The 24,692-nt window shown below is 68.0% G+C and carries 22 protein-coding genes; 8 read left to right on the top strand and 14 right to left on the bottom strand.

From position 1 onward, the window contains the following. Positions 1 to 4 precede the first annotated feature (4 nt). The 4 genes from ACOQPE_RS01865 to ACOQPE_RS01850 all read right to left on the bottom strand — a co-directional run bounded on the left by ACOQPE_RS01865 (position 5) and on the right by ACOQPE_RS01850 (position 5,870). The gene (locus tag ACOQPE_RS01865) at positions 5 to 3,427 is read right to left on the bottom strand and encodes a pyruvate carboxylase (RefSeq protein WP_420610232.1); all 3,423 of its coding nucleotides are present in this window, start codon (positions 3,425 to 3,427) and stop codon (positions 5 to 7) included. 37 nt (positions 3,428 to 3,464) lie between these two features. Beyond that, positions 3,465 to 3,806, bottom strand: coding sequence for an XRE family transcriptional regulator (locus ACOQPE_RS01860; RefSeq protein WP_420610231.1), 342 nt, complete (start codon positions 3,804 to 3,806; stop codon positions 3,465 to 3,467). Continuing rightward, entirely contained in the window at positions 3,803 to 4,165 is a 363-nt protein-coding gene (locus tag ACOQPE_RS01855) for a type II toxin-antitoxin system RelE/ParE family toxin (protein ID WP_420610230.1), read from the bottom strand. The genes ACOQPE_RS01860 and ACOQPE_RS01855 overlap by 4 nt, the downstream gene beginning before the upstream one ends. 85 nt (positions 4,166 to 4,250) lie before the next feature. Next, on the bottom strand, positions 4,251 to 5,870 hold the full coding sequence (locus ACOQPE_RS01850; RefSeq protein ID WP_420610229.1) for a class I adenylate-forming enzyme family protein: 1,620 nt from the start codon (positions 5,868 to 5,870) through the stop codon (positions 4,251 to 4,253). 73 nt (positions 5,871 to 5,943) lie between these two features. Between ACOQPE_RS01850 and ACOQPE_RS01845 the strand changes: the two genes are divergently transcribed. After that, positions 5,944 to 7,116: an aminotransferase class V-fold PLP-dependent enzyme gene (locus ACOQPE_RS01845; protein WP_420610228.1), complete on the top strand. Its 1,173-nt coding sequence runs from the start codon at positions 5,944 to 5,946 to the stop codon at positions 7,114 to 7,116. 124 nt (positions 7,117 to 7,240) lie between these two features. Continuing rightward, positions 7,241 to 7,975 carry an EthD domain-containing protein gene (locus tag ACOQPE_RS01840; protein WP_420610227.1) on the top strand — a complete coding sequence of 245 codons (735 nt, stop codon included), beginning with the start codon at positions 7,241 to 7,243 and terminating at the stop codon, positions 7,973 to 7,975. Positions 7,976 to 7,994: 19 nt separating this feature from the next. On the opposite strand, the gene ACOQPE_RS01835 is transcribed toward ACOQPE_RS01840, so the two are convergent. The 3 genes from ACOQPE_RS01835 to ACOQPE_RS01825 all read right to left on the bottom strand — a co-directional run bounded on the left by ACOQPE_RS01835 (position 7,995) and on the right by ACOQPE_RS01825 (position 9,874). Then, positions 7,995 to 8,495, bottom strand: coding sequence for an SRPBCC family protein (locus ACOQPE_RS01835; protein ID WP_420610226.1), 501 nt, complete (start codon positions 8,493 to 8,495; stop codon positions 7,995 to 7,997). An 86-nt stretch (positions 8,496 to 8,581) separates the two neighbouring features. Further along, a complete protein-coding gene (locus ACOQPE_RS01830; protein ID WP_420610225.1) occupies positions 8,582 to 9,445 on the bottom strand; it encodes an SCO6745 family protein in 864 nt (287 codons plus the stop codon). A gap of 18 nt (positions 9,446 to 9,463) precedes the next feature. Beyond that, positions 9,464 to 9,874 carry a globin gene (locus tag ACOQPE_RS01825; protein ID WP_420611339.1) on the bottom strand — a complete coding sequence of 137 codons (411 nt, stop codon included), beginning with the start codon at positions 9,872 to 9,874 and terminating at the stop codon, positions 9,464 to 9,466. Positions 9,875 to 10,186: 312 nt separating this feature from the next. Between ACOQPE_RS01825 and ACOQPE_RS01820 the strand changes: the two genes are divergently transcribed. From ACOQPE_RS01820 to ACOQPE_RS01800, 5 genes are all read left to right on the top strand, one after another. Next, positions 10,187 to 10,738 (top strand): hypothetical protein, encoded by a 552-nt coding sequence (locus ACOQPE_RS01820; RefSeq protein WP_420610224.1) that lies wholly within the window; start codon positions 10,187 to 10,189, stop codon positions 10,736 to 10,738. Positions 10,739 to 10,741: 3 nt separating this feature from the next. After that, positions 10,742 to 11,137, top strand: a complete 396-nt coding sequence (locus ACOQPE_RS01815) for a hypothetical protein (protein ID WP_420610223.1) — start codon at positions 10,742 to 10,744, stop codon at positions 11,135 to 11,137. 72 nt (positions 11,138 to 11,209) lie between these two features. After that, complete coding sequence (locus tag ACOQPE_RS01810) at positions 11,210 to 12,193, top strand: alpha/beta fold hydrolase (RefSeq protein ID WP_420610222.1); 984 nt, start codon at positions 11,210 to 11,212, stop codon at positions 12,191 to 12,193. A 65-nt stretch (positions 12,194 to 12,258) separates the two neighbouring features. Beyond that, positions 12,259 to 12,456: a cold-shock protein gene (locus ACOQPE_RS01805; RefSeq protein ID WP_323671260.1), complete on the top strand. Its 198-nt coding sequence runs from the start codon at positions 12,259 to 12,261 to the stop codon at positions 12,454 to 12,456. A 256-nt stretch (positions 12,457 to 12,712) separates the two neighbouring features. Beyond that, a complete protein-coding gene (locus ACOQPE_RS01800; protein WP_420610221.1) occupies positions 12,713 to 13,999 on the top strand; it encodes a DEAD/DEAH box helicase in 1,287 nt (428 codons plus the stop codon). A 6-nt stretch (positions 14,000 to 14,005) separates the two neighbouring features. Here the strand turns inward: ACOQPE_RS01800 and ACOQPE_RS01795 are convergent, their stop codons facing one another. The 7 genes from ACOQPE_RS01795 to ACOQPE_RS01765 form a co-directional block, all read right to left on the bottom strand. Beyond that, a complete protein-coding gene (locus ACOQPE_RS01795) occupies positions 14,006 to 14,332 on the bottom strand; it encodes a DUF3467 domain-containing protein (RefSeq protein WP_420610220.1) in 327 nt (108 codons plus the stop codon). Positions 14,333 to 14,392: 60 nt separating this feature from the next. Then, positions 14,393 to 15,349 carry an ABC transporter permease gene (locus tag ACOQPE_RS01790; RefSeq protein ID WP_420610219.1) on the bottom strand — a complete coding sequence of 319 codons (957 nt, stop codon included), beginning with the start codon at positions 15,347 to 15,349 and terminating at the stop codon, positions 14,393 to 14,395. After that, complete coding sequence (locus ACOQPE_RS01785; RefSeq protein ID WP_420610218.1) at positions 15,342 to 16,547, bottom strand: ABC transporter permease; 1,206 nt, start codon at positions 16,545 to 16,547, stop codon at positions 15,342 to 15,344. Before ACOQPE_RS01785 ends, ACOQPE_RS01790 begins: the two co-directional genes overlap by 8 nt. Further along, the gene (locus ACOQPE_RS01780) at positions 16,544 to 18,106 is read right to left on the bottom strand and encodes an ABC transporter ATP-binding protein (RefSeq protein ID WP_420610217.1); all 1,563 of its coding nucleotides are present in this window, start codon (positions 18,104 to 18,106) and stop codon (positions 16,544 to 16,546) included. The genes ACOQPE_RS01785 and ACOQPE_RS01780 overlap by 4 nt, the downstream gene beginning before the upstream one ends. A gap of 28 nt (positions 18,107 to 18,134) precedes the next feature. Beyond that, positions 18,135 to 19,229 carry a BMP family ABC transporter substrate-binding protein gene (locus tag ACOQPE_RS01775; protein WP_420610216.1) on the bottom strand — a complete coding sequence of 365 codons (1,095 nt, stop codon included), beginning with the start codon at positions 19,227 to 19,229 and terminating at the stop codon, positions 18,135 to 18,137. A 109-nt stretch (positions 19,230 to 19,338) separates the two neighbouring features. Further along, positions 19,339 to 20,622: an acyl-CoA dehydrogenase family protein gene (locus ACOQPE_RS01770; protein ID WP_420610215.1), complete on the bottom strand. Its 1,284-nt coding sequence runs from the start codon at positions 20,620 to 20,622 to the stop codon at positions 19,339 to 19,341. Between the two features lie 26 nt (positions 20,623 to 20,648). After that, complete coding sequence (locus ACOQPE_RS01765; protein ID WP_420610214.1) at positions 20,649 to 22,592, bottom strand: primary-amine oxidase; 1,944 nt, start codon at positions 22,590 to 22,592, stop codon at positions 20,649 to 20,651. Positions 22,593 to 22,830: 238 nt separating this feature from the next. Between ACOQPE_RS01765 and ACOQPE_RS01760 the strand changes: the two genes are divergently transcribed. Beyond that, positions 22,831 to 24,654, top strand: a complete 1,824-nt coding sequence (locus ACOQPE_RS01760) for an alpha-amylase family glycosyl hydrolase (protein ID WP_420610213.1) — start codon at positions 22,831 to 22,833, stop codon at positions 24,652 to 24,654. Positions 24,655 to 24,692: the final 38 nt, after the last annotated feature.

The following is a 24,692-nucleotide window of genomic DNA, read 5'->3' as shown; positions in this document are numbered from 1 at the left end:
AGCCCTAGCCGTCGTGTTCGCTTTCCGGACTGCCCGAGCGACCGGCCGGGCGGATCTCCGCGATCAGGTCGCCGGGCTCGAGCAGCGACCCCGAGGCTGCAGCGACCGAGATGACCGTGCCGGTGACGGGCGCAGAGATCGACGATTCCATCTTCATGGCCTCGATGACCGCAACCGTGTCCCCGGCTTCCACCTGATCGCCCTCGGACACCGACACGTTCACCGAGCCCCTGAACGGCGCCGCCACGTGACCCGGGACGCTGGCGTCTGCCCTGGCGTGTTCGGGCCGATCGACGGCCACCGTGCGATCGAGCGTGTCGATATCGCGGGGCTGGCCGTTCACCCGGAAGCTCACCAGTCGGATGCCCTCGTCGTTCGGCTCGCCGATGGACCGCAGGCCCAGCAGCAGCCGTACGCCCGGGCCGAGCACCACGGCGGTGTCATCGTCGTGAGGGTCCAGCCCGTACCAGAACAGCAGCGACGGCAGTACCGACAGGTCGCCGTAGCGGTGGGTGTTCTCGCTGTGGGCTGCTGAGGGCGTGGGAAACAGCAGCCGATTCAGCGTGGCGGCGCGATCGGCCGCTAAGCCCGCCACGTCGTCGTCGGTGAGGTCCTTGGTCTTGGGCGCCCAGTCGCGGCCCTCGGTGGCGTGGGTCCGGAAGGGTTCGGGGAATCCGCCCGGCGGGGTGCCGAGCTCGCCATGCAAGAAGCCGATGACGCTGTCGGGCAGGTCGGCCCCGGCCGGATCGCCAGCCAGCTCTTCGGGTGAGACGCCCGAGGCCACGAGGTGCAGGGCGAGATCGCCGACAACCTTCGACGACGGGGTGACCTTGATGGGGCGGCCGAGCAGGTCGCTGCACGCCGCATACAGACGCTCGACTTCCTCGAAACGGTGACCGAGGCCCAGCGCCCGTGCCTGCGCCCGCAGGTTCGAGAGCTGCCCGCCGGGAATCTCGTGGCGGTAGACGGTGCCCGTGGGCGACGGCAGGCCGGCTTCGAACGGCGCGTATACGTGCCGCACTGCTTCCCAGTAGGGCTCCATGTCGCCGATCGCATCGAGGCTGAGCCCGGTAGCCCGGTCGGTGTCGTCGGTCATCGCCACGATCGAGGCGATGGACGGCTGGGATGTCATCCCCGACAGGGGCGGGGCAGCCCCGTCGATGGCATCCACCCCGGCGTCGATAGCTGCAAGGTAGGTGGCGAGCTGCCCGCCGCCGGTGTCGTGGGTGTGCAGGTGCACTGGCTGGGCATACCGCTCACGCAAGGCACTGACGAGCGTCTCCGCGGCGGGCGGGCGCAGCAGCCCCGCCATGTCCTTGATGCACAGGATGTGGACCCCGGCGGCGTCGAGATGCTCGGCGACGCTCAAGTAGTAGTCGAGGGTGTAGAGGTCCTCATCGGGGCTGGACAGGTTGCCCGAGTAGCAGATGGTGCCCTCGGCTACCGCGCCGGCCTCGATGACGGCTTCGATAGCGGGCCGCATCTGGTCGATGGAGTTGAACGCGTCAAAGACCCGGAAGATGTCCATCCCGCATGCAGCCGCCTCGGCCACGAACTCGTGGGCGACCGTGTCGGGATATGGCGAGTAGCCCACCGTGTTGCGCCCCCGAAGCAGCATCTGGGTGCAGATGTTGGGAGCCGCCGCACGTATGCGCCGCAGCCGTTCCCACGGGTCCTCGTGCAGGAACCGCAGCGCCACGTCGAAGGTGGCGCCTCCCCAGCACTCCATGCTGAGCAGCTGCGGCATGTAATGGGCCATCTGGCGGGCGCCCGCCACCAGGTCGATGGTGCGCAGCCGGGTGGCGAGGATCGATTGGTGGGCATCGCGCAGCGTGGTGTCGGTGACGGCCACGGTGCCGGCGGCCCGCAGGCCGGCTGCGAAGCCCCTGGGCCCGAGTTCGTCGAGTCGCTGCTTGGACCCATCCGGCGGCGTGCGTGGCGTCGGTGCGAGTTTGGTGGCGGGATCGACATGGGTCGGAGCCGGGCCGTGGGGCTGGTGGACGGTCACGTCGGCCAGGTAGCGCAGCAGCCGTGTGGCCCGGTCGGCGCCGACCGACGCCGCGGTGAGTTCAGGCCTGTCGTCGATGAACGTCGTGGTGACGGGTTCGGACTGGAACTGGGCGTCAGCCAAGATCGCTTGCAGGTACGGCTGATTGGTCGATACGCCCCGTACCCGGTACTCGGCCAGGGTGCGCTGCATGCGCCGGACCACGGTGTCGAAATCGGGGCCGCGGCAGGTGATCTTCTCGATCATCGAGTCGAAGTGCGGGGTGATCTCCACCCCCTGGTACACGCAGCCGTCGAGCCGCACGCCCGCACCGCTGGCGGGCCGGTAGGCCACGATGCGCCCGGTGTCGGGTCGGAAGTCGTTGGCGGGGTTCTCGGCGGTCACGCGGCACTGCATCGCGAAGCCGCGCACGCTGATGCGGTCCTGGGACAGCCCCAGATCGTCGAGCGTGGCACCGGCGGCGATGCGCAGCTGCGACTCGACGAGATCGATGTCGGTGACTTCTTCGGTCACCGTGTGCTCCACCTGGATGCGGGGGTTCATCTCGATGAAGACGTGCCGACCGCTGGGCTCCACCAAAAACTCCACCGTGCCCGCGTTGACGTAGCCGATGGCCTCCGCGAAGCGCACCGCATCTGCGAGCAGCTGCCGCCGCACCGCCGGATCGAGGTCGCGGGCGGGCGCCATCTCGACCACCTTTTGGAAGCGTCGCTGCACCGAGCAGTCCCGCTCGTAGAGGTGCACGACGCGGCCGCTGGCGTCGGCCAGCACCTGCGCCTCGATGTGGCGCACGTCGGTCATGGCCTCTTCGAGGAAGACGGTGCTGTCGCCGAAGGCGCTGTGGGCCTCCCGGCGGGCGGCGTCGACCGCCTCGGCCAAGTTCTCGGTGCGCTCCACGCGGCGCATGCCGCGCCCGCCGCCCCCCGATGCGGCCTTCACGAACAGCGGAAAGCCGATTGCCGACGCAGCGCTTGCGATGTCGACCTCGGCAGCGTCATCGTCGACGGGCGGCGACTGTCGCAGCACCGGCAAGCCGGCTGCTTCAGCCGCCTCCCGCGCCCGCATCTTGTTGCCGGTCAGCCGCAGCGCTCCTGCGCTCGGTCCCACGAAGGTGATGCCGGCCGCCGCGCATGCGTCGGCGAGATCTGGGCTCTCGGAGAGGAACCCGTAGCCGGGGTAGATGGCGTCGGCGCCGACTTCGACCGCCTTGGCCACGATGGCCTCGTGGTCGAGGTAGGCCCGCACCGGCCGGCCCTCGGTGCCGATGACGTATGCCTCGTCGGCCTTGATCCGGTGCAACGCCCCGCTGCGCTCCTCCTCGACGGGAAGGATCGCCACAGTCCGGATGCCGAGCTGGGTCGCAGCGCGAAAGGCACGGATGGCGATCTCACCCCGGTTCGCTACGAGCAGCTTCTTCATGCCGTCCTCCACTTCCCGGAGGTGATGTTCGGGAATCTCACGATCGAAGAGGCCGCTCGCCCTCGCCTAGTTTGGAGAAGCTCGTGATGGACACGTCGCCGTCAGGGAACTCGGCGACGATGCGCAGCCGGCCGCCGACGGCCTCGATGTAGGAACGGAGACTCGAGACGTAGATGTCGGCGCGGCGCTCCAGCTTCGCCACAGCAGGCTGCTGCACGTCCAGTACCTCGGCCACGTCCTGCTGCGTCAGCGAACGGGCCCGGCGAAGCTCGTGCAGGGGCATCTCGGCGGCCAGCTCTCGGCTGAGCTTCTCGATGCGGTCGCGCCGTTCGCGAGGGAGGTGCTCGGTGAGCTCCCGGAATGGTCTGTGCCCCGTCATTCGATCAGCCCTTCTTGGCGTAGCTCATGCAGGTATGCGTCGTAGAGACGGTCCGCCAACGGCACCAAGGTCTCGTAGAACCGGTCGTCGCCGGACTTGTCGCCTCCGAGCAGGAGGATCGACGTGCGTCGCGGATCAAAGGCGTAGAAGATCCGTATCGGCCGACCGGCGCTCTGCACCCTGAGTTCGCGCATCGCTCCATGACGTGAGCTGCGCACATCCGACGAGTAGGGGAAGGGCAGCTGAGGGCCGTGGGCCTCGAGCAGCTTGACCCTGGCAGCAACCGCATCTTGAACAGTCTCTGCGAGCGTGTTCCACCAAGTTTCGAACTCATCGGTGAACTCGACCTCCCAAGGCACCGGCGCAATGTATGACTATCTTGGCATATAACGCAAATGGAATACAGCAGCGCCGCGGTGGGATGGCCAACCTCGGCGGCGAGTATCAGGCGCTGCTGGACGATGTCTGGGCGTTCGGGCCGAATTGCTGGGCGAGAAGCGGCTTGAGCACCTTGCCCATGGCATTGCGGGGCAGATCGCCGACGACCATCAACTCCCGTGGGCACTTGTAGTGGGCGAGCCGGTCGCGCACGAAGGCAATCACCTCAACCGGTTCGGGCCGGCTGCCCTCGTGAGGCACCACGGCCGCGACGACGCGCTCGCCCCAGCGTTCGTCGGGCAGTCCGACCACGGCCGCTTCGGCAATGTCCCGATGCTCGACGAGCACTCGCTCAACCTCGGCGCAGTACACGTTCTCGCCGCCGCTGATGATCATGTCCTTGACCCTGTCCACAATCGCCAGCCGGCCGTCGGAGGCCATGATGCCCATGTCGCCCGAGCGGGCGAATCCATCGGGGGTGTGCGCCGCCTCCGTGGCCTCGGGCCGTCCCAGGTAGCCCTCGAAGGGCACCACCGACAAGGCGACCACTTCCCCGGCAACGCCGTCGGCAACCTCCTCGCAGGTCTCGGGGTCAACCACCTTGATCACTGAGCCCGGCGTCGGCCCTCCCACACAATGGGGCACGAGCGCCGAGCGGTCCTTGATGTCGTAGGTCACCCAGCCGGCTTCGGTCCACCCATAGCCGTCAGTGATCTCCGCATTCGGGAATATGTCGAACGCCTCGTCGAGCAGGGACATCGGTCCGGGTGCACCTGCAGACAGCAGGTACCGCAACGCTTTCAGCGGCGGTCGCCCAGCTCCCCGCCATACCTCGGCAATTGCGGCGGTCATCGAGGGCACGAGGAATGCCCACGAGCTATGGCGGGAGTATTCGGCAAGTGCGGCCTGCGGCTCGAATGCAGTCATCACCCGGGCACGCCCACCGGCCACGAGCTGCGCCAATGTCAGTCCGCCGTAGGACAGATGGAACATCGGACCCGGCGTCGACACGACCTCGCGGGCAGTCAACCCAAATGTCCAGCTCCAGTGCATCAGGCGTGCCAGGAACCCCGCGTTGGTGTTGATGCTTCCCTTGGGAAAACCGGTCGTGCCCGAGGTGTAGGCAATCATCGCTGCGCGTTGGTCGGTGGTGACCTCGGTGGGCGCAGTGCTCGGCACCAGCCGGCCACTGCGGCGATCACTGTCGGCGTACGGACCGATCGGCCGTGACCACCTCATCGGTGCTGAGGCGGGAATCTCGGCAGTGTCGATCAGCTTGATGCCGAGGTCGGCAGTGACCCGGCGAGCGATGTCGATGAATGGCTCGGCCGAGAGCAGCACCGAGGCACCCGAGTCCTCCAGCACGTAGCGGATCTCCGGCTCGGCGAGCCGGCTGTTGACCGGCACTGCAGCAGCGCCGACGAGCTGGCAGGCGAGGTAGGCGGCAGCGTGGTCGGCGCCGTTCGGCAGCAGGAGTCCGGCCATCGGCCCGTGCGCGCCTGCGGACACGGAACCCAGCGCATCTGCCAAGGCCTCGGTGCGGCCCCAGAGCGCGCCGTACGTCCACGACTCGACCGGCTCTACGTCTCCCGTCGTGCGGGGATCGAGCACCTCGATCGCACACCGGTCCGGAAAGGACCGGGCGTTGGTGGCGACGCCGTCGGCAACGGTGATCGGCTGCAGCATGTCGCTGCGGAAGTTACCGGCGATGTCCAGACCGTGTGGAAATCGGCCCGGAGCGCGCCGTAGCGTGCGCTGCGTGACTGCATGGCTATTGGACCCAGAAGTGCTGCATCTCAATCACGGCTCGTTCGGCGCGACTCCTGCGGGAGTTCTCGACGCGCAGCAGGCCATCCGCACCCGCATGGAGGCCAACCCGACCCGGTTCTTCCTCGAGGGCGAGTACCAGGAGCGGCTCGACGACACGCGGCGGGCTGTGGCGCAGTTCGTCGGTGCCGACCCCGCAGGACTCGTGTTCGTCACGAACGCGACGACGGGCGTGAACTCGGTGCTCCGCTCGCTGGAGCCGAGCCTGTCGCCCGGCGACGAGATCCTCGTCACCGATCACGAGTACAACGCGTGCGCCAATGCGGCGGTCGTGTCGGCGTCCCGTGCCGGCGCCGTGGTCACTACCGCAGCAGTGCCGTTCCCGCTCGGCGACCGCAGCGAGGTGGTCGACGCCGTGCTCAGTGCCGTCACCGAACGCACGCGCATCCTGCTCATCGACGCAGTCACCTCGGCGACGGGCCTGGTCATGCCGGTGGACGAGCTGGTGGCGCGGTTGGAGCCCGATGTTCGGGTGCTCGTCGACGCGGCCCATGCGCCCGGCATGATCGACTTCGATGTGACGGCGTTGGGCGCGTCGTACGTCACCGCGAACTGCCACAAGTGGATGTGCTCGGCAAAGGGCGCCGCGTTCCTGTGGGTGCGACCCGACCGGCGTGACGGCATGCACCACGCGGTTGTCAGCCACGGTTACAACGGCGGCTGGCCGTCCGAAGGTGGGCATCTGCATGCCCAGTTCGACTGGACAGGCACCCATGATCCGGCGGCCTGGCTGACCATCGCCGATGCCCTGGCCGCGGTCGAGGCCATGCACCCCGAAGGCTGGCCGGGGGTGAAGGCGGCAATCCGCGAGCTCTGCCTGACCGGTCGCGACGTGCTCATCGAGGCGCTCGGCATCGAGCCGCCGGCACCAGCGGACATGATCGGCGCCATTGCCAGCGTTCCGCTGCCGCCGGCCGGCAACGCGGGCTCGGCGATCTTCGACCCGCTCATGGCGGCGCTGCGCGATCGCCACCGCATCGAGGTGCCGGTGTTCACCTGGCCGGTGCCGCCCGACCGCGTCCTGCGCATCTCGGCCCACCTCTACAACCGGTCCGACGACTACGAGCTGCTGGCCAAGGCGCTCACAACCGAACTGGCCGACTAGGGGCTGCCAGATCGGGTGACGGAGGCGTCGCGGCGACGCAGCGCTGCGGCAGCCCGGGGCCAGGTGGCAGGATCGCGGCACGCAGGGCGAGACCCGCCCGAGGTTCGCAGCCCAGGAGGCACCGATGTCATCGGCCATTGCAGCAACACCCGGCGCCAAGATGATCTTCCTCATCAAGCGCCGGCCGGAGGCCACCCGCGACGAGCTGGTCGCGAACTGGTTCAAGAATCACATGCCCGACGTGATTGCCGGCCAGGCGCAGGCAGCCGCCGAGGGCAAGGTCCACGCCACGAAGTACATCGCGACGCTGTTCGATCAGCGGCCCGGCAAAGACGTGCCTTGGGACGGTATGGCGCAGCTCTGGTTCGACCGGGCAATCCCGAATCCAACCGAGCCGCACGGCACGGTGCCCCGAGACACGTTCCAGCAGAAGGCTCAGCCGTACGTGGGGTGGGCAACCACGGAGTACGTGGTGATCGACGGCGAGCTGCCCGTCGTGCCGAACACTCTGAACGAGCCGTTCCCGGCGACGCGGTCAGGCTTCTTCAAGGTGTCGTTCCTGGTGCCCGCCCGGGACGGCATCGACTACGACGAGGCGTTCCGGCACTGGCTCGAAGTGCATGCGCCCAACGTGCGAGGCGTCTTGGGCGAGATCGGCGGGCTGCGCTACGTGGTGAACCACAGCCAGGATCCCGCGAATGAGGCCTACCTGGGCATGGCGGAGCTGTACTTCCGCGATCCGCAGGGCTGGGACGACTACCGGGCCACCATCACCGAAGACGGCTTCAGCGAATTCGTCGACTTTGACGGCCTGGTGAACATGCACGCAACCGCACAGATGGTCGGCATCCCCGGCTGATCGCTCAGCCTCTGAGGCGCTAGGCCTCTGCGGCTGCCTTCATCGCTGCGAGCGTGGTGCGGATGCCAGCGCGGGCATTGCCGGCCCGGTAGTCGAGTTCCTTCTGCCCGTTCTCGATCATGCGGGGGGACAGTTGGCGCAGCGTCCAGGTCTCGGTCAACGTGGTGCCCGCGCCGTTCGGCGCCAGCTGGTAGCGCCACAGGACGATGTTGTATTCGAGGCCGCCCGTCACGAAGGCGAAGTCCTCGTCTTCGACGCGGCGGATGATCTCGACGGGGGCCTTCCACTCCTCGCCGTCGAGCCGGTTGATGCCGACGAACATGTCGCCGACCTGCCCGGTGCCGGGCACGCCATCAGGCCCCTTGCGCCAGTACCCGCCGGTGTTCTCGTTGCTCCACTCGCCGTAGCGATCCAGCGCCGTCACCATCCCCCACACCACGTGCGGCGGGGCGTCGATGTCGACCGACTCGCTATGGGACATCACCGGGTCATCAACGTGCCCGGGTAACTGCTCGCTCATGGGCCGCAGCCTTGCAGATGCCGTCAGGGCGCGCGCTGCGCCGAGAGCTCCGCGTTGTCGCGGCGCAGACTGAGGCGACTCAGGGTCTATTCGGTGACAGAAGTGGCGTTGGCGGTGTAGAGCTCTCGCCAGTCAATCTGGTCGTCTTTCGGCAGCACGGCGTTGAGCGGCGCCATGTCCGCGAGCAGGGTGTCGGCAGCATCGTCGCCGATCGCTGCCCAGTGAGCGCCGTCGAGGCGGTCGGTCATGGCCTCGACCTCAGCGCGCCCGGCGGAGCCTGCAGCGGTGGCTCGCCCGTCGGCATCCACCCAGCCGCGGTTGCGAAGGCGCTCGTACGCGGCCGCTGCCTCGGTCTCGGTCCAGCCGGCTTCTTCTTGAATCCACTCGCCGGGTGCCTCATCGACGGCGACCTGGGACACCACCGATTCGCAGCCGTCCAGTCCGGCCGCTGCCAAGGCGATCAAGTGGCATCCGCTGCGGTATTCCCGCAGCAGAGTGCAGCCGTGCCACAGCGCCAAGTGGGGCTCGTCTGGCCAGTCCAGCGACGCCCAGCCGGCGAACAGCACCCGCCCCACGGGGTTGGCAGCATCGCAGGCAGCCCGCACGGTTTCGGCGTTGCGGCGAATCGAATCGCTGCTGACCAACTCGCCCAGTTCGCGTCTCAACGCGGCGTCCATGCCCTCGTAGCGCGCGGCGAGCACCTGTGCCGGAGTCGAGAACGTCCACGCATCGGGGATCGCCCGCCGAACCCGCGCAGGTGCGAAGTAGAAGAACAGCGATTCCACAACGCTCGCTGGCACGGGTCCCAACGGCGCCGAGCGGGTCGCGAAGTAGCTCATCCAGAAGCCCTTCAACCCCGCAGCCGTGGCGGTCTCTCGGACCTCCGGCGCCCAGTAGCAGAGCTGGTGATACCGCTCCACGCACTCCCACATCTGACGCGCTCGTCGCATGGCTTACTCCGCGTTCCGCTAGCTGGGCTGGTTGATGAGGTGGGTGGCGGCGTTGTCGAAGTGGGCGAACATGGCCTGAGCGATGTCGAGGTCGAGCGGTGACCCGTCTGGCAGGGTTGCCGCTTCGAGCGACGCCAGCATGTGGCGCATCCAAGCATCGCGTTCAGCTGGCCCGATGGCGAAGGGCATGTGTCGCATGCGCAGGCGCGGGTGGCCGCGCTCGGAGCTGTAGTCGGCAGGGCCGCCCCAGTACTGGGCGAGGAAACCCGCCAAACGGTGCCGGGAGGGACCCATGTCGGCGGGATACATCGGTCGGAGCAGCTCATCCTGCTCGACTGCGTCGTAGAAGCGATCTACCAACTCGTCGAAGAACTGTTGCCCGCCCACGGCCGCATACACCGTCGGCGGCTGCTCGACGGCCTCGGCCAGGCTGCCACCCAGCGTTAGGCCACCCGCACCCCACGCGGCTTCCTCGCGTGGCGGGGAGTGTTCGCCCGCTGGGGTGGCGTCGGCCTCGGTCACGGCGCTCAGGCTAAGGATTCGGGCCAGTAGGCACAGACGCCATAGCGGAGGAGGCGGCAGGAGATTCTGCGACGTTGCGACCTGCTGGATCGCGGGAGCAGAAGGTCATGCCGCCTCCGCAGCGGGCGCATCTGCCCGCGCTGCTCCTCAGAGTGGCAGCGGGCATCCCGCAGGGCGGGGCGCGTACAGTCGTGGGGCGCGACCAGTATGGGAGACACGATGGCGTTGACAGAGCGGACCCAGCGGGGGACCAACGGGCGGAAGCCGGATGGGCGGCGCGCACACCGGTCGTACCTGAGCTATATCGACAAGTCGCGCGAGTACTACGGGGCGCACGGCTACCCGCAGCCGTACCAGTGGGCGTACAACCATGAGGTGGCGTTCACGCCGTTGGCCAAGCCGCTGTCCGAGAGCACCGTCGGGCTGGTCACCACCTCGTTCTTCGAGAAGGGCCGCGAGCCTGTCGGAGTGCCGGTGGCCCGGCCCAAGCAGCCGTATGCGGCTCGCTGCGACGATGCCCTCGCAGGCCTCTACAACAGCGATCTCTTCTGGGACAAGGACAACACCCACACCGAGGATCTCGACACCTACCTGCCCATCAACCGGCTGCGCGAGCTCGAGGCCGATGGGCGCATCGGTGCGCTGTCTGAGCGCTTCTACGGAATCCCCACCGACTACAGCCATCGCCGCACCCAGCGCAACGATTCGCCCCGTATCGAGGAGTGGATGCGCGAAGACGGCGTGGACGTTGCGTTCCTGGTGCCTCTCTGACCGGTGTGCCACCAGACGATCGGTCTGATCGCTCGACACCTGGAAGAAGCAGGCATTCCCACCGTGGTTGCCGGAAGCGCCCGCGACATCGTGGAGGAATGCGGCGTCGCCCGGTTCGTGTTCACCGACTTCCCCTTGGGGAACCCGACGGGCAAGCCCGGCGACGTCGGCATGCAACGCGCCATCGTGGGCACCGCGCTCGACCTGCTGGAGCGCGCGTGGTTGCCGCGCACGACCGTGCAGACGCCCTACGTATGGGACGCCGACGACAACGACGGTTGGCGTAACCACTTCATGCGCGTGGACGACTCGAATCGTGCCGCTCTCGCCGCAGCCGGCGAGGCCCGTCGACGCGATCAGGCAGCCGCCAAGGCCGACGGCCGCGCCCGGACCACTTGAACAACCCGGGCACCGGTGGCAGGGCCAGCCGGCGATGCCGCGCGTAGCGCCTGACCGAACGAAAGGCCGCACATGACCGATGATCGGCGCAAGCCGCTGTTCGATCCCGCAGACGCTGACGCGCCCGACTTCGTGCCGTCGGAACCCGCGGGTGCCGATGTCTATTCGCACCCCTCCGAGCACGGCGAGCGCATCACCGACACGCTCATCCCCGATCTCATGATCGAAGCGTCGGGAGGCGTGACGGTCGCCGCTGACATCTACGGCGACGATGGCCCGCTGGTACTGCTGCAGCACGGCGGCGGCCAGACCCGCCACGCGTGGAAGGGAGCGGGCCAAGCGCTTGCCGACGGCGGTTACCGGGCGGTGTGCCTGGATGCCCGCGGCCACGGCGACTCGGACTGGGCGCCCGACGGCGACTACACCACCGAGGCATCGGTGGCCGACTTGGTGGCCGTCGTGGAGTACTTCGGCGAACGGCCGGTGCTCGTCGGCGCCTCGATGGGCGGGGGAACCTCGTTGACCGCGGTCGGCGAGGGTGCCGTGGACGCGCTGGCACTCGTGCTCGTCGACACCGCGCCGCAGATCGAAGCGGCCGGCGTGCGCAAGATTCGGGAGTTCATGGCCCAAGGTGCTGACGGGTTCGCTTCGCTCGAAGAGGTCGCCGAGGCCATTGCGAACTACCAGCCGCACCGCAAGCGGCCCAGGAATCTGGACGGACTTGCCAAGAATGTCCGCCTCTGGCCCGACGGCCGCTACCGCTGGCACTGGGATCCGGCCTTCATGCACCGTCCGCGCAGCTTCGCCGAGCGCATTCCGCGCCAGCAAGCCGCCGCCGAGAATCTGACGCTGCCGACGCTGCTGGTACGGGGCGGCCTCAGCGATGTGCTGTCGGAGGAAGGCGCCCAGTCATTCCTCGAGGCGGTGCCGCACGCGCACTACGCCAATGTGGGCGGCGCGGCCCACATGGTGGCCGGTGACCGCAATGACATATTCGTGGAGGCGACGCTCAAGTTCTTGGCCGAATTTGTACCTAGTGCGCGCGAGCGGGCCTGATCGCGGCCTTTCGGCCCTACCCTTGCGGCCTGTGGCCGGCCCGGCCGAGCTTCGAGAGGCACAACATGCGTGGAACAGTCAAGTTCTTCAACAACGAGAAGGGCTTCGGCTTTATCTCCCGTGAAGGAGCCGATGACGTCTTTGTCCATTTCTCCAACATCGTCGGTGAGAACTACCGGACGCTGGAGGCAGGGCAGGAGGTCGAGTTCGATATCGGACCCGGCCGCAAGGGCGACGAAGCTCAGAACGTCAAGCCTGTCTGAGCCCCGGCGGCGTCTCACGCCGTCTGCGTCTTCAACACATCTGGGGCTGATCGGCTGCAGAGTGCTCTGTGAGCATTGAGCAGCGCGCGCCGGTACCCTCCCGGCGTCCGGCCGACATGTTCGGCCGACGGGTTCGCAGGCTGGTCTTGGTTCTTCCTGTCGACGTGGACCAAACCCTGTTTTCTCCGACCTCTTCCTCCCCTGTTGAGGCGCAACCGAACCCTCAGGAGCCCGCGCATCACGCGCGAGGAGACATATGCCCCCCACCTTTGCCCAGCTGGGCGCGCCCGACTTCATCGTCAGCGCGCTCGCTCAACGAGGCATCAGCCAGCCGTTTGCCATTCAGGCGGCCACCGTGGCCGACGCCTTGGACGGACGCGACGTTTGCGGCCGCGCACCCACCGGATCCGGCAAGACGCTGGCTTTCGGGATTCCGCTCGTGGCCGGCGTCGGCAATGCCGAGCCGCACAAGCCGCGAGCACTCGTGCTCGCGCCGACCCGCGAACTTGCCGATCAGATCAAGACAGAGCTGCGAACGTTTGCAGGCGAGCGCCGCGTCGGCGTCGCCTACGGCGGCGTGGGCTACGGCGCCCAGATCGGGTCGTTGCGCCGCGGGGTCGACATTCTCGTGGCGTGCCCGGGTCGCCTTGAGGACCTGATCTCCCAGGGTGAGGCCAACCTGTCCGCTGTCGACAAGGTCGTGATCGACGAAGCCGACCGCATGGCCGACATGGGATTCATCCCGGCCGTCAGGCGCCTGCTCGACCAGACCGCCACACGGCGCCAGACCATGTTGTTCTCCGCCACGCTCGACGGAGATGTGGCAACGCTGACGCGCGATTATCAGCGCGATCCCGTGCGCCACGAGGTCGGCGACGAGACTCCCGATATCAGGGCTGCCGACCACATGTTCTGGAGCGTGGCCAAGACTGATCGAACCGGAATCTGCGCCGAGGCGGTCGATGCTGCAGGTTCGACGGTCGTGTTCTGCCGGACCCGGCACGGCTGCGACCGCGTGGCCAAGCAGCTGAAGAGCCGGGGCATCCGAGCGGCAGCGCTTCACGGCGGGCGCAGCCAACCCCAGCGCACGAGAGCGCTGGCCGAGTTCGCCGCCGGCGAGGTGCAGGCGCTGGTCGCGACTGACGTTGCTGCGCGAGGCATTCATGTCGAAGGTGTCGGCGCCGTCGTCCACTACGACATCGCTGCCGACCATAAGACCTACCTTCACCGGTCGGGCCGCACTGCCCGTGCCGGCCAAGGTGGGGTGGTGATCTCGCTTGTTCAGCCCGAGCAGGTCAAAGAGCTCAGGTCCATGCAACGCAAGATGGGATTGGAACAGCCCATCACCGACGCTGACGTCGCTGCGATCCGGCAGCCCTCACGCCCGCAGACTCGACGTCGCACGCTTGAGCGTCCGGCGGCCGAGCACCCGGCGGCGAAGCGTTCGGCGACGAAGCACCCGGCGGCCAAGCACCAATCGCGGCACCGTCGAAACAACAACCGTTCGAGGTCCAAGGGCCGCCAACGCGCGTCGCAGCGCTGAGCGCGGTCAACCGTCCGTATCGTCCTGCGGCTCGTTCAGTGTTTCGAGACTGGACGGAGCGAGATTCGACGCGAATTTGGACATGTTGTCGGTCAGGGCGCTGATGAGCTGCTCCACGAACTGCGGCGACATATTGACCCGCTGTACCACGACGCCCCGTCGCGGCGACTGCTTGCCGCTGAAGTCCAGCCGGATGAAGTCGAGCGTGAACTCATAGGGCGAGTGGCGCACCACGGCAAAGTTGGACCAGACACCGGCCTCGAGATCCGGCGGCAGCCGGATCTGCAGTTTCGTGCCGTCGGGCAGGGCTTCATGGGTGTTGCCGTCTGTCACCTGCCGAAACCTACTTGGCGGCTGTGTCAGGGCACTTGCGCACGGGTGCGGACTGCGTTCTCAGCGCTCCTCGCGGCGGTAGGGCAGGGTCAGCGCAGCCGGTGCGGGGCTCGGCCGGTGCCGGGCCCGGAAGCTGATCGCGATCAGCACCACCACCGTCAGCAGGAACGGCAGGATGCCGAGCAGCGCCGGCGAGATCGTGTTGACCTCCAATCCGAAGATCGACAGATCGAAAGTCTGGACTCGGGGCTGCAGCGCCAGCGTGAAGCCGAACAGCAGTGAGCCGGCGGCCAGACGTCCGGGCCGCCACGCTCCGAAGATGACCAGCGCCACGGCGATCCAGCCGCGCCCGGCGATGAGGCCTTCGGTCCAACCGGCAGCCATGTACAGCGACAGGAAGGCGCCGGCTGCGCCTGCGAAGGCGCCTCCGATCAGCACCGCCCCTGAGCGCAAGAGGATCACCGAGTGGCCCACGGAGTCTGTCGTGGAGGCAGATTCGCCGACCGCTCGCAATGCCAGACCCAGCCGGGTCCGGTTCAGGACGAACCAGGCCGCAACGCCCAGGATGCCCGCGAGGTAGACCACCGGCGGCTGGTTGAACAGGATCGGACCGACCCAGCGGATGTCGGCGAGCCCGACGATGCCGAGGTCGGTGAATACGGCATCGGCACGCTCGCGGACCGCATCCTGGCCGATGAAGGCGGCGAACCCGAGCCCACCGATGGTGATCGCCAGGCCGGACACCACCTGGCCGGCGCCCATGACCACGCTCACCAGTGCATGAACGCCCGCGACCGCCATGCCGACGAGCGCTGCGAATGCGAAGCCGATCCAGGGCCGGTCGGTGGCGAGTGCCATCATGAACCCGCTCACGGCGCCCATCGCCATCATCCCCTCGACACCGAGGTTCAGCACGCCGGAACGCTCGGCGATGAGCTCGCCCAGGCCGGCCAGATATACGAGCGTGGCGAACTGAACGGTTGCCACGAGCAGCCCGACGACTGCCGCCTCAGACACCCGATGCCCCCGGGGAAGCGGTGCTGCCAGCCGGAGGAAGGGTGTCGGCCTCGTGGCCGACTGGTCGCACCCAGCGGATGCGGTAGTTCAGCAGCACGGCCGCCACCAGCGCTCCGATGAGGATCATGGCCTGCAGGATCGTTGCGATCGAACTCGTGACACCGAGCGTCTGGATGGACTGGCCTCCCACCTGCACCGCGCCGAACACGAAGGCCACCGCCGCCACGCCCGACGGTCGCATCAGGGCGAGCGCGGCCACGATGATCCCCGCGAAGCCGTAGCCGTTGGACAAGCCAGGATCGAGTCTCGTCGCCGTTCCGGTGAGCTCGATGGCGCCGGCGAGACCGGCCAGCGCACCCGACAGCAACAGAGCAGCGAGCACCTTGCGTTGCAGCGAGATGCCGGCATAGCGAGCGGTGGCAGGCGATGAACCCGCCATGCGCAGCTCGTATCCCCATGCAGTGCGCGAGACCGCCAGCCAGAACGCGACCAGCAGCGCGACGGCGAACAGTGCGCCGACGTGGGCGCGACCGAACAACCCCGGCAGCGACGCCTGGTCGGGCAACGGCTCGATGAGCGCGAAACCCTGCGACTCAGGGTCTTTCCACGGGCCGGTCTCGAGCCACTCCACTACCCGGATCGAGACCTCGACGAGCATCAACGTCGTGATGATCTCGCTGACGCCGAGGTATGCCCGCGCCAGCGCCGGTCCCACCATGAGAATGACGCCGCCCACTGCACCTGCGATCAGCATCAGCACGATGAGGAGGGGCCCCGGCAGGTCGCCGGCCGACATGGCAAAGCCCGCTGCAACGGTTGCGCCGGCCATCATCTGGCCCTCGGCCCCGATGTTCCACAGGCCCATGGAGCCGGCCACGGCAACGGCCAGGCCGGCCAGCGCCAGCGGCGTGGCTCGCAGCAGTGTCCGCGAGATCGAATTGATGCCGCCCAGCGACGAGTCGACCATCCGGCCGTACACCTGGGCTGGGTCGTTGCCCGCAGCGAGCAGCAGGAGTGCCCCCGCGATCAGCGCTACGACGATGCCGATGACGAAGGCGACAGCCTGGGCGGCAGGCACGACATCGGCACGCCGCTGCAGGACGGGCCGCACCAGGCCGCGATGCCAGCGGGCCCGGCCACGCGACACGGTGTGCAGCGGGGCGTGCGTCGGTTCAGGCGCTGCGCCCGGGTCGGTCACGAGTTGCCGCCTGAGGCGGTGGCCGCGCTCCCGGCCATCGCAGCGCCCACTTCGGCTCGGGTGACCTGCGTCGGATCCATGAGCGCGGCAACCTGACCTTCGTACATAACGATCAGCCGATCCGACAGGGCGAGCAGTTCGTCGAGGTCTTCGGAGATCAGCAGCACGCCCACTCCCGCCGCCCGCTGGGCCACGATCTGCTCTTGGATGGCGGCGATGCCTGCCACGTCGAGGCCACGGGTGGGCTGAGCTGCCACGAGCATCTTGGGCTCGCCGGTCAGCTCGCGCCCGAGCAGCAGGCGCTGGAGATTCCCCCCCGACAGGGCGCTCACCGGCTCGTGAACGCGTCCCACCTGCACGCCGAAGCGCTCGATGAGACGCCGGCAGAAATCCTCGCAACCGCGCAGGTCGAGCATCATCCGGCGCCGCATCGATCGGTACGACCGCACGACTGCGTTGTCGACCACCGACATCGCGGGTGCCAGCCCCATGCCGAGCCGGTCCTCAGGCACGTACGCAAGACCGGCACGGGAACGACCCCGGGGCGAAGCTCCTGTGATGTCGACCCCCGCGAGCAGCATCGTGCCCGCCGTGGTCGGGCGCAGTCCGGCGATGGCTTCGGCCAATTCCCGCTGCCCATTGCCCGAGACGCCGGCGACGCCGACGATCTCACCGGCGCGTACGTCGATATCCACCGAGTGCAGAGCCGGCAGCCCACGGTCGCTCAGCGCCGAGACGCCTGCCAGCTCCAGCACGATGTCGCCGCTGGGCCGCTCGGCGGGCCGCTGGATCTGCGTTGCCGCCTCGCCCACCATCATCTCGGCGAGTTCGGAGCGATCGACGCCCGCGAGGCTGCGGGGCCGTGCCACCGTGACCCCGCCGCGAAGCACGGTCGCCTCGTCGCACACCGACAGCACCTCGTCCAGCTTGTGGCTGATGTAGACAACCGAGCGGCCCCGGTCGGCCATCGAGCGCAGCGTCAGGCCCAGATCGGCTGCCTCGGCAGGAGTCAGCACCGCCGTGGGCTCATCCAGCACCAGCACGTCCGCGTCGCGCCACAGCGCCTTCAGAATCTCGACGCGCTGGCGCTCGCCCACCGAGAGCTGCCACACGGGCCGGGACGGGTCGGTCTGGAGCGAGTACGTCGCCGCCAGATGGGCAACCCGCTCGATGATCTGACCCATGTCCAGATAGCGGGGCGCCGAGCCCAGCACCACGTTCTCGAAGACGGTGAGCGTGGGCACCAGGCGGAACTCTTGGTGGACCATGCCGATGCCGGCGGCGATGGCGTCGGCCGGGGAATGGAATTGGCGCTGCTGGCCGTGCACCCAGATCTCGCCGTCGTCGGGCAGGTAGACGCCGCCGAGCACATTCACTAGCGAGGTCTTGCCGGCGCCGTTCTCGCCGAGCAGCGCGTGGATCGTGCCCGCCCGGACAGTGAGGTTTGCGCCGTCGCACGCGACGACGCCGGGGAACTCCTTGCGGATGCCCCGCAGGTCGACGACGACGCGACCGTCGCCGGAGCCGGGGGACACCGCGGCGTCCCCCGGCTCCGACATCAGTTTCAGTTCGGTTCGGCCAGTCGGATCAGGGGCTGGCGTCACCCACGACGCCTTCGACGAACCAGTCCATGCCGAGCATCGAGCCGTCGTCCATGGTCTCGCCTGCGGCGACACGCTCGGTGCCGTCCTGATCGTTGATCGGGCCAGTGAAGACGTCCCACTCGCCTTCACGGATCTGCTCTGCTACGTCGCTGATCTGGCTGGCGACATCGCCCGGCACGTCATCGGCCAGGGGCGCCAGGTCGACGATGCCGTCGTCCATACCGCCCCAGTACGCACCCGGTGCGTAAGTGCCGGCTGCGACCGCCTCGATGATCTCGGAGTAGCGCGGGCCCCAGTTCCACACCGGAGCAGTGATGAATGCGTCAGGTGCGAAATCGCGCATGTCGGAGTTGTAGGCAACCCAGCGGGCACCGGCATCCTGCGCAGCCACGCCCGCAGCCGTTGAGTCCTGGTGCATGGCGATGACGTCGGCGCCGGCTTCAAGCAAGGCCTTGGCCGAGTCGCCCTCAACCGCCGGGTCGAACCAGGTGAAGGTCCAGATGACGTGGACTTCGGCCGACGGGTTGGTCTCGCGTACGCCGAGGGTGAAGGCGTTGATGCCTCGGATCACCTCGGGGATCGGGAATGCGGCCACATAGCCCAGTTGCCCGGTCTCGGTCATCGCGCCGGCCGCCATGCCCGACAGGTAGCGGGGCTGGTACATGCGGCCGAAGAAGTTGCCGAAGTTGGTGTCGTTCATCTTGAAGCCCGAGGCGTGCTCGAACACGACGTCGGGATATTCGTCGGCGAGCTCGAGCATCGGGTCCATGTAGCCGAACGACGTGCCGAAGATGACGTCGGCATCCTCGTTCTCGATGAAGTCGACAGCGACTGCCTTGAAGTCCTCGGCGTTCTCCGGGACGCTCTCGACGAACAGCGTTGTGGCGCCCGTCTGGTCTTCCGCGTACTGGCGGCCTTGGTCGTGTGCCCAGTTCCAGCCGGCGTCGCCGACTGGGCCCACCAGCACGAATGCCGCCGTGACGTCCTCGGGGTCGCTGCTGTCGCCGCCGCACGCTGCTCCCAGCAGCGCCACGCCGGCCACCGCAATGGCAAGTCGTGTCAGAGTCCTCGAACGCATGATCTCCCTCTCCGTTCGCGCCCGCGAGGCAACCTCGGGGCGGTCGCCATCGAGCCTAATCTTGCCCATCTGGGCCCGCTGCCACCGCCCGCAGGCACTCCGAGCTGGTTCAGAAGGGGTTGAGTTCGAGACCGAGGAGGTGGCGGCCGAGCTGGTGGGTCACCCGGTCTTGGTGCACGTTGATGTGCACCGGCATGGCCCGGAAGTCGCGGTAGCGGCGGTCGAAAGCGCCGCCTTCTCGCAGCGCGGTGCCGCCTTGGGTGCGGTGCAGCAAGGACATGGCCTCGTCGAGCTGCTCCACGGCCATCGTCGTGACCGCCATCTGCCGCAGGTAGTCGGCTTCGTCGGGCACGACACCGGCGGCGATGCGGCGGTCGACGTCATTGCACGCTGCTTCGGTTGCCGCGGCGGCGGCTGCCAGCAGTGATGCCGCCCGACCGAAGTTGACCTGCACGGTGGGCCGATCGACCATCTTGCCGCCGATGATCACCCGCCGGCCGCCGGCCGCGTCAGCAGCCTCGGCAAGCGCCCGGCGCACGAGGCCCACCGCCATGAACGAGAGCCACAGGTCGGAGATGCCCACCCAGTCCTCGCGGTAGCGGTGATGCACCACCGGCACCGTGCGCAGCGACTCAGCGCGGTTGGCGCCGAACCAGGCCACGCAGTCGCTGAGATTGACGGGCACGTCGGTGTAGTGGACATCGTCGGTGGCCGATGCCCGCAGCCCGGCGCCGTCCCACGAGGGGTCGATCTTCACGCCCTCTGCCTTGGTGGGCAGGATGGTGAAGCGGATGTCCATCGGCCTCACCGGCTTGCCGTCGTCGCCGGTGATGGCGAAGGCCACCCCGCAGTAGTCGGCGTAGCGAGCGCCGGTGCCCCACCGGCCGGTGCCGTTCAGGATCGCCTGATCGCCTTCGATGCGTCCGTAGACCGAACTGCGCGCGCCACCAGGGAACGACACCCATTGGCCGTTGGTCACGATGTGGGTGAGGAAGTCTTGCTGGTCGGGTCCTACGGAGCCGACGAATAGGTGGAAGACGCACAGGTGGTTCCACAGGCACCACGCCAGGCTCGGGCAGCGGGCTGCCACCGCTTCGAGTTCGCGGCCCATGTGCAGCATGGTCTCCTCGACGCCGCCGATGTTGCGCGTCGCCGACATGCGCATGAAGTCGGTGCCGCGGATGGCCTCGATGACCTCCGACGAGACCGACCGGGTCTGGTCTGCACTCTCGGCCTGCGCCTCGATCGCGTCCAGGAACGGTGCTATCCGCAGGCCCTCGGCCGGCGCCGGGGAGAAGTGCTCGACCAGTTCAAGGCCTGTCAGCCCGAGATCATCGGGTTCGCCTGCTGCGGACGTCGGAGTGGCTTCGTCGGCCTCGGGTGCTCCCGCCATCCGGCCACAGTAGGCGGCGCGCCCGTCTAGCTGCAGTGGCCGTTGGATGACGGCGGCACGTCCAGCATCGGGTTGCGGTCGAAGAAGCCGTCGGGCACCAGCCCGAAGCCGACGTACTCGGTGGGCATCACCGGGAAATCCTCGGGCCGCGCATCGTGCGTGATGCCGAACGTGTGCCACACCGTGATGTCGGTGTCGACCACCGACCGGTCGCCTGCCGTGTAGCGCTCCAGGCCGTCGCCGGCGTTGCGCTGAGTCGGGAACCGTCCGGCGCCATAGCGCTCGTCGGGCCGGGTGGGCGACACCCACAGGTTGTGCCGGGCGAACGTGGCGCGCTCGGAATGCGGGCTGTCGTGCGAGGCGAACATGGTGGCCGTGGGCGGCGGCAGCAGCCGGAAGGCGGTCGGATGGCCGAGCCGGTTGATGTGGTCCGCGCTCTGGATGCGCCAGTACCGGCTCGACCCCGAGTTGGCGTTTCGCCGGGCTGCCAGCTCGCTCTCGAGCACGGTTTCCCGTGCGGCGAACGCCGTGCCGTACGGGTTGTCCGGCCCCGAAGGCAGCGCCTCGGTGTTCACCTCCACCACCCGGTTGGCATTGCCGTCGACCGCCATGTCGAGCCGCACGCAGAAGATGTGCTGGTGGATCGGGGCTGACACGTGCGGTGCCACCTGGCGGGCGAATGTCAGATCATCGCCATCACGGTGTGACCGCGTGGTGAGGATGCCGGTCAGCTTCACCTCGTAGCGGATTGTGCCGTCGAGGTAGAAGTACCAGAAGAACCCGTACTCGTAGTTGCCGACGGTGTGGATGGCGCTCACCACCAGGCGGCGCGAGCGGCGCACCTCGGTGGTGTCGGCGTTCCAGTCGAAGTGCTTCCAGCCGATGCCGAAGTCCTCCTCGTGGATGCAGATGGCATTCGGCGTGGTCACCACCGAGCCGTCGTCGAACACCTGCGTCGAGTCGAGGTAGACGATCTCGCCTAGGCAGTCGCAGCCGAGCTGCAACGAGTTGTTCATCAGGCCGAGGCCGAACTCGCCCGAGTCGAGCGCGTGCTTGAACGTTTGCGATGGCCGGGTGTCGCCGTAGGGCACCACCATCTCGGCCAGCGACGCCCGGTCGATGATGGGTCGTACCCGGCCCCCGTCGTTGTACGCAATGCGGTGCAGCACCAAGCCCTCGGTGTCGTCCATGACGACGCGCATCGACCACTTCTGCCAGCACAGCTCGTTGTCTGCGAGGGTGAAGCTGGTGCCCTCGGGTTGGGTGATCTCGATCGGGCGCAGATCGGTGCGCATGGGCCCGAAGTCCTCGGTGACCGAGTCGACGTCGTAGTTGCCACGCTCAGAGGCCACCGGCCATTGGTCGAAATCGGTGACGTGCAGCACTTCCAGCGTGTCGACATTGATGTGCACCATCAATCCGTCGAGCGGGTACGCGTAGCCGTTGTCGGCAGGGTTGGGGCGCCAGAAGGCGATGCAGCGCTGCACGCGCCGGCCGATTTCGAAGTCGAAGTCGTAGTCACCGGTGGGCCAGGGGTCGATCTGCACTTGCGAGGTATCGGTGATGCCGCGCTTGGCCAGCGCAGCGGCGAAGCCCGGGTCCTTCCGGCAGGCGTCCATCACGGCGAACAGCTCCGCCATGCCCACCCGGGGCACCACGCCGGGGTGGTGCGTCCACGAGTCCACCTCGCCGCGGGTCACCGACACCACGGCAACGTGCACTTGGCCGTTCTCGTGCACCACTACCTCGAATCGCCGATCCGTGACGGTGCCGGGCGTCCACGCTGCCACTTCGGCCTTGGGCGGTTCCCAGATGCAGAAGCCGTGAAAGCGCGCGTCCGCGCCGATGCGCCCGCTGCGACGCAACACCTCGATGGCGGCGTGAGCCTCCGCTTCGGTCATCATCGACAGCGGGTGAATCGAGGGTGCGTCCGTTCCCTCGACTGTTGTTTCCAGCAGTGTGTCGGCCATGGCTTCACGCTACGCGGTGCACCGCGCATACGCGGTCGGCGCGATGAACGTCACTAATCTCGCCCAGAGGCGGAGCCGGGGCCCAAGCGGCCCGTGAGCCCAATCGCATGGGTATGGGGAACAAGAGCGGGAAACTCAGGGTGCATCAGTGGGAAGCTCCGCCAATCGGCGCACGTTCTGATTACGGTTCCGCACCCGATTGGCCCAGAGCTGGCCTGATGACTGGGGTCCGAACGTCGTGACCGAGGGGGTTCTCCGCGGCCGCGTCCGGCGCCACCTCGAGTTCATCTATCCGGCGATGCATACCGATCGTCTCGTCGACGAGGTGCTCTCCACGCTCGGGCTCGACGGCACTGAGGGCGCTGCCGCAGGCGGCCCGCGGTGGGATGAACACGACGTGGCGGTGATCACCTACGCCGACTCGATCACCGAGGCGGGCAAGGTGCCGATGCAGACGATGCACGACCTGCTCGACGACCTGACGGGCGACGTCGTATCGGTCGTGCACGTGCTGCCCTTCTACCCGGCGAGTTCCGACGGGGGTTTCGCCATTACCGACCACCGTGCTGTGGACCCGCGGCTGGGCGCCTGGGACGACATCAGCGATCTCAGCGAGACCTACACGGTCATGGCCGACCTGGTTGTGAACCATGTCAGCGCCGATCACCCGTGGATGGAACAGTTCTGCAACGGCCACGAGCCGGGCAGCCGCTTCCTGCTCACCGCCGAGCCCGAAGACGAACTGTCGAGCGTGGTGCGTCCCCGCACCACGCCGCTGCTGCGCGAAGTCGAGACCCCCGACGGCCCCCGGCTGCTGTGGTGCACGTTCAGCTTTGACCAGATCGATCTGAACTTCGCTGAGCCTGAGGTCCTGCTTGATTTGCTGCGCACCGTGGCCCGCCTCGTCGACGCGGGCGTTCGGTGGTTCAGGCTCGACGCCATCGCATACCTGTGGAAGGAGCTCGGAACCTCCTGTGTGAATCTGCCCCAGACCCACGAGTTCGTGAAGCTGCTGCGGACGCTGCTGGACGCACGCTGTCCCGACTCGGTCATCATCACCGAGACCAACGTGCCGCACGACCAGAACGTGGCGTATTGGGGCGACGGCGACGAAGCCCATCTCGTCTACAACTTCAGCCTGCCGCCGCTGGTAGCTCACACGATGCTGTCGGGCTCATCGGTGGCGATGCAGCAATGGCTGGCGAAGCTGGAGACGCCGCCGGCGGGAACGTCGTTATTCAACTTCATCGCCAGCCACGATGGCATCGGGCTGCGCCCGGTAGAAGGGCTGCTGAGCGCCGCCGAGATCAACCGGCTCGTCGCCGCGGCGCACAGCGCGGGTGGCACACACTCGGAGTTCGACACGTCCGAAGGTCCCAAGGCGTACGAGCTGAATGTCTCGCTGTGGGACCTCTTCGCCGGCGATGGTGACCCGCTGGGCGTGGCGCAATTCCTTGCCGCGCACACGATCATGCTGAGCCTCGCCGGCGTCCCTGCGCTGTACGTGCACGCACTTCTGGGCACCCCCAGCTACTGGACGCCGATCAGCGAGCCGCCGCGCATCGTCACCGAGCACGGCCTGCCGCCGGTGGAGCAGAACAAGCGCACGATCAACCGGCGCAAGGTCACTTTGGATGAGGCCGTCGACTTGCTCGGCGCGCAGGATGGGATCCGGCGCAGGACCCTCGTGGAGCTCGTGCACCGCATGCTCATCCGCCGTGCGCAGCCGGCATTCCATCCCGACAGCCCACAGGTGTCGCTGGATTCGGGCCCGCAGGCCCTGGGTGTGATGCGCGGCGACGCACAGGTCGGCCAGACAGTGGTGTCGGTGACCAACGTGGGTCACACCCATCTCACCGTCGATCTCGACGTGCTGTCGTCGCTCTGCCCGGCGGGCAGCGCAGGCAGGCAATTCGGCGAGGCCGGCTGCGTGGACTTGCTGGACGGTGCGTTGCATGGCCCGGGCGACCGCGTGGATCTGGCGGCCGGACAGACGATGTGGCTGTGCCTGGAGAGCGAGCGCCGGGAGCCGGCGCACGCGCACCGGCCGACGAACCTGTAGCTCCGCGCTGGCGAGCCGCCCGGCACGGCTAGCCGTCG

The sequence above is a fragment of the Candidatus Poriferisodalis sp. genome (assembly GCF_965219595.1).
Classification (GTDB): domain Bacteria; phylum Actinomycetota; class Acidimicrobiia; order Acidimicrobiales; family Poriferisodalaceae; genus Poriferisodalis.
Note: the sequence above shows the minus strand (reverse complement) of the source record. Positions and strands in the feature narration are given on the sequence as shown.

What these genes read in the sequence shown, in the direction of transcription:
- ACOQPE_RS01865 (WP_420610232.1), bottom strand. Translation starts at nt 3,427, where the DNA reads ATGAAGAAGCTGCTCGTAGCGAACCGGGGTGAGATCGCCATCCGTGCC.
- ACOQPE_RS01860 (WP_420610231.1), bottom strand. Translation starts at nt 3,806, where the DNA reads ATGACGGGGCACAGACCATTCCGGGAGCTCACCGAGCACCTCCCTCGC.
- ACOQPE_RS01850 (WP_420610229.1), bottom strand. Translation starts at nt 5,870, where the DNA reads ATGCTGCAGCCGATCACCGTTGCCGACGGCGTCGCCACCAACGCCCGG.
- ACOQPE_RS01840 (WP_420610227.1), top strand. Translation starts at nt 7,241, where the DNA reads ATGTCATCGGCCATTGCAGCAACACCCGGCGCCAAGATGATCTTCCTC.
- ACOQPE_RS01835 (WP_420610226.1), bottom strand. Translation starts at nt 8,495, where the DNA reads ATGAGCGAGCAGTTACCCGGGCACGTTGATGACCCGGTGATGTCCCAT.
- ACOQPE_RS01830 (WP_420610225.1), bottom strand. Translation starts at nt 9,445, where the DNA reads ATGCGACGAGCGCGTCAGATGTGGGAGTGCGTGGAGCGGTATCACCAG.
- ACOQPE_RS01820 (WP_420610224.1), top strand. Translation starts at nt 10,187, where the DNA reads ATGGCGTTGACAGAGCGGACCCAGCGGGGGACCAACGGGCGGAAGCCG.
- ACOQPE_RS01810 (WP_420610222.1), top strand. Translation starts at nt 11,210, where the DNA reads ATGACCGATGATCGGCGCAAGCCGCTGTTCGATCCCGCAGACGCTGAC.
- ACOQPE_RS01805 (WP_323671260.1), top strand. Translation starts at nt 12,259, where the DNA reads ATGCGTGGAACAGTCAAGTTCTTCAACAACGAGAAGGGCTTCGGCTTT.
- ACOQPE_RS01800 (WP_420610221.1), top strand. Translation starts at nt 12,713, where the DNA reads ATGCCCCCCACCTTTGCCCAGCTGGGCGCGCCCGACTTCATCGTCAGC.
- ACOQPE_RS01780 (WP_420610217.1), bottom strand. Translation starts at nt 18,106, where the DNA reads ATGTCGGAGCCGGGGGACGCCGCGGTGTCCCCCGGCTCCGGCGACGGT.
- ACOQPE_RS01775 (WP_420610216.1), bottom strand. Translation starts at nt 19,229, where the DNA reads ATGCGTTCGAGGACTCTGACACGACTTGCCATTGCGGTGGCCGGCGTG.
- ACOQPE_RS01770 (WP_420610215.1), bottom strand. Translation starts at nt 20,622, where the DNA reads ATGGCGGGAGCACCCGAGGCCGACGAAGCCACTCCGACGTCCGCAGCA.
- ACOQPE_RS01765 (WP_420610214.1), bottom strand. Translation starts at nt 22,592, where the DNA reads ATGGCCGACACACTGCTGGAAACAACAGTCGAGGGAACGGACGCACCC.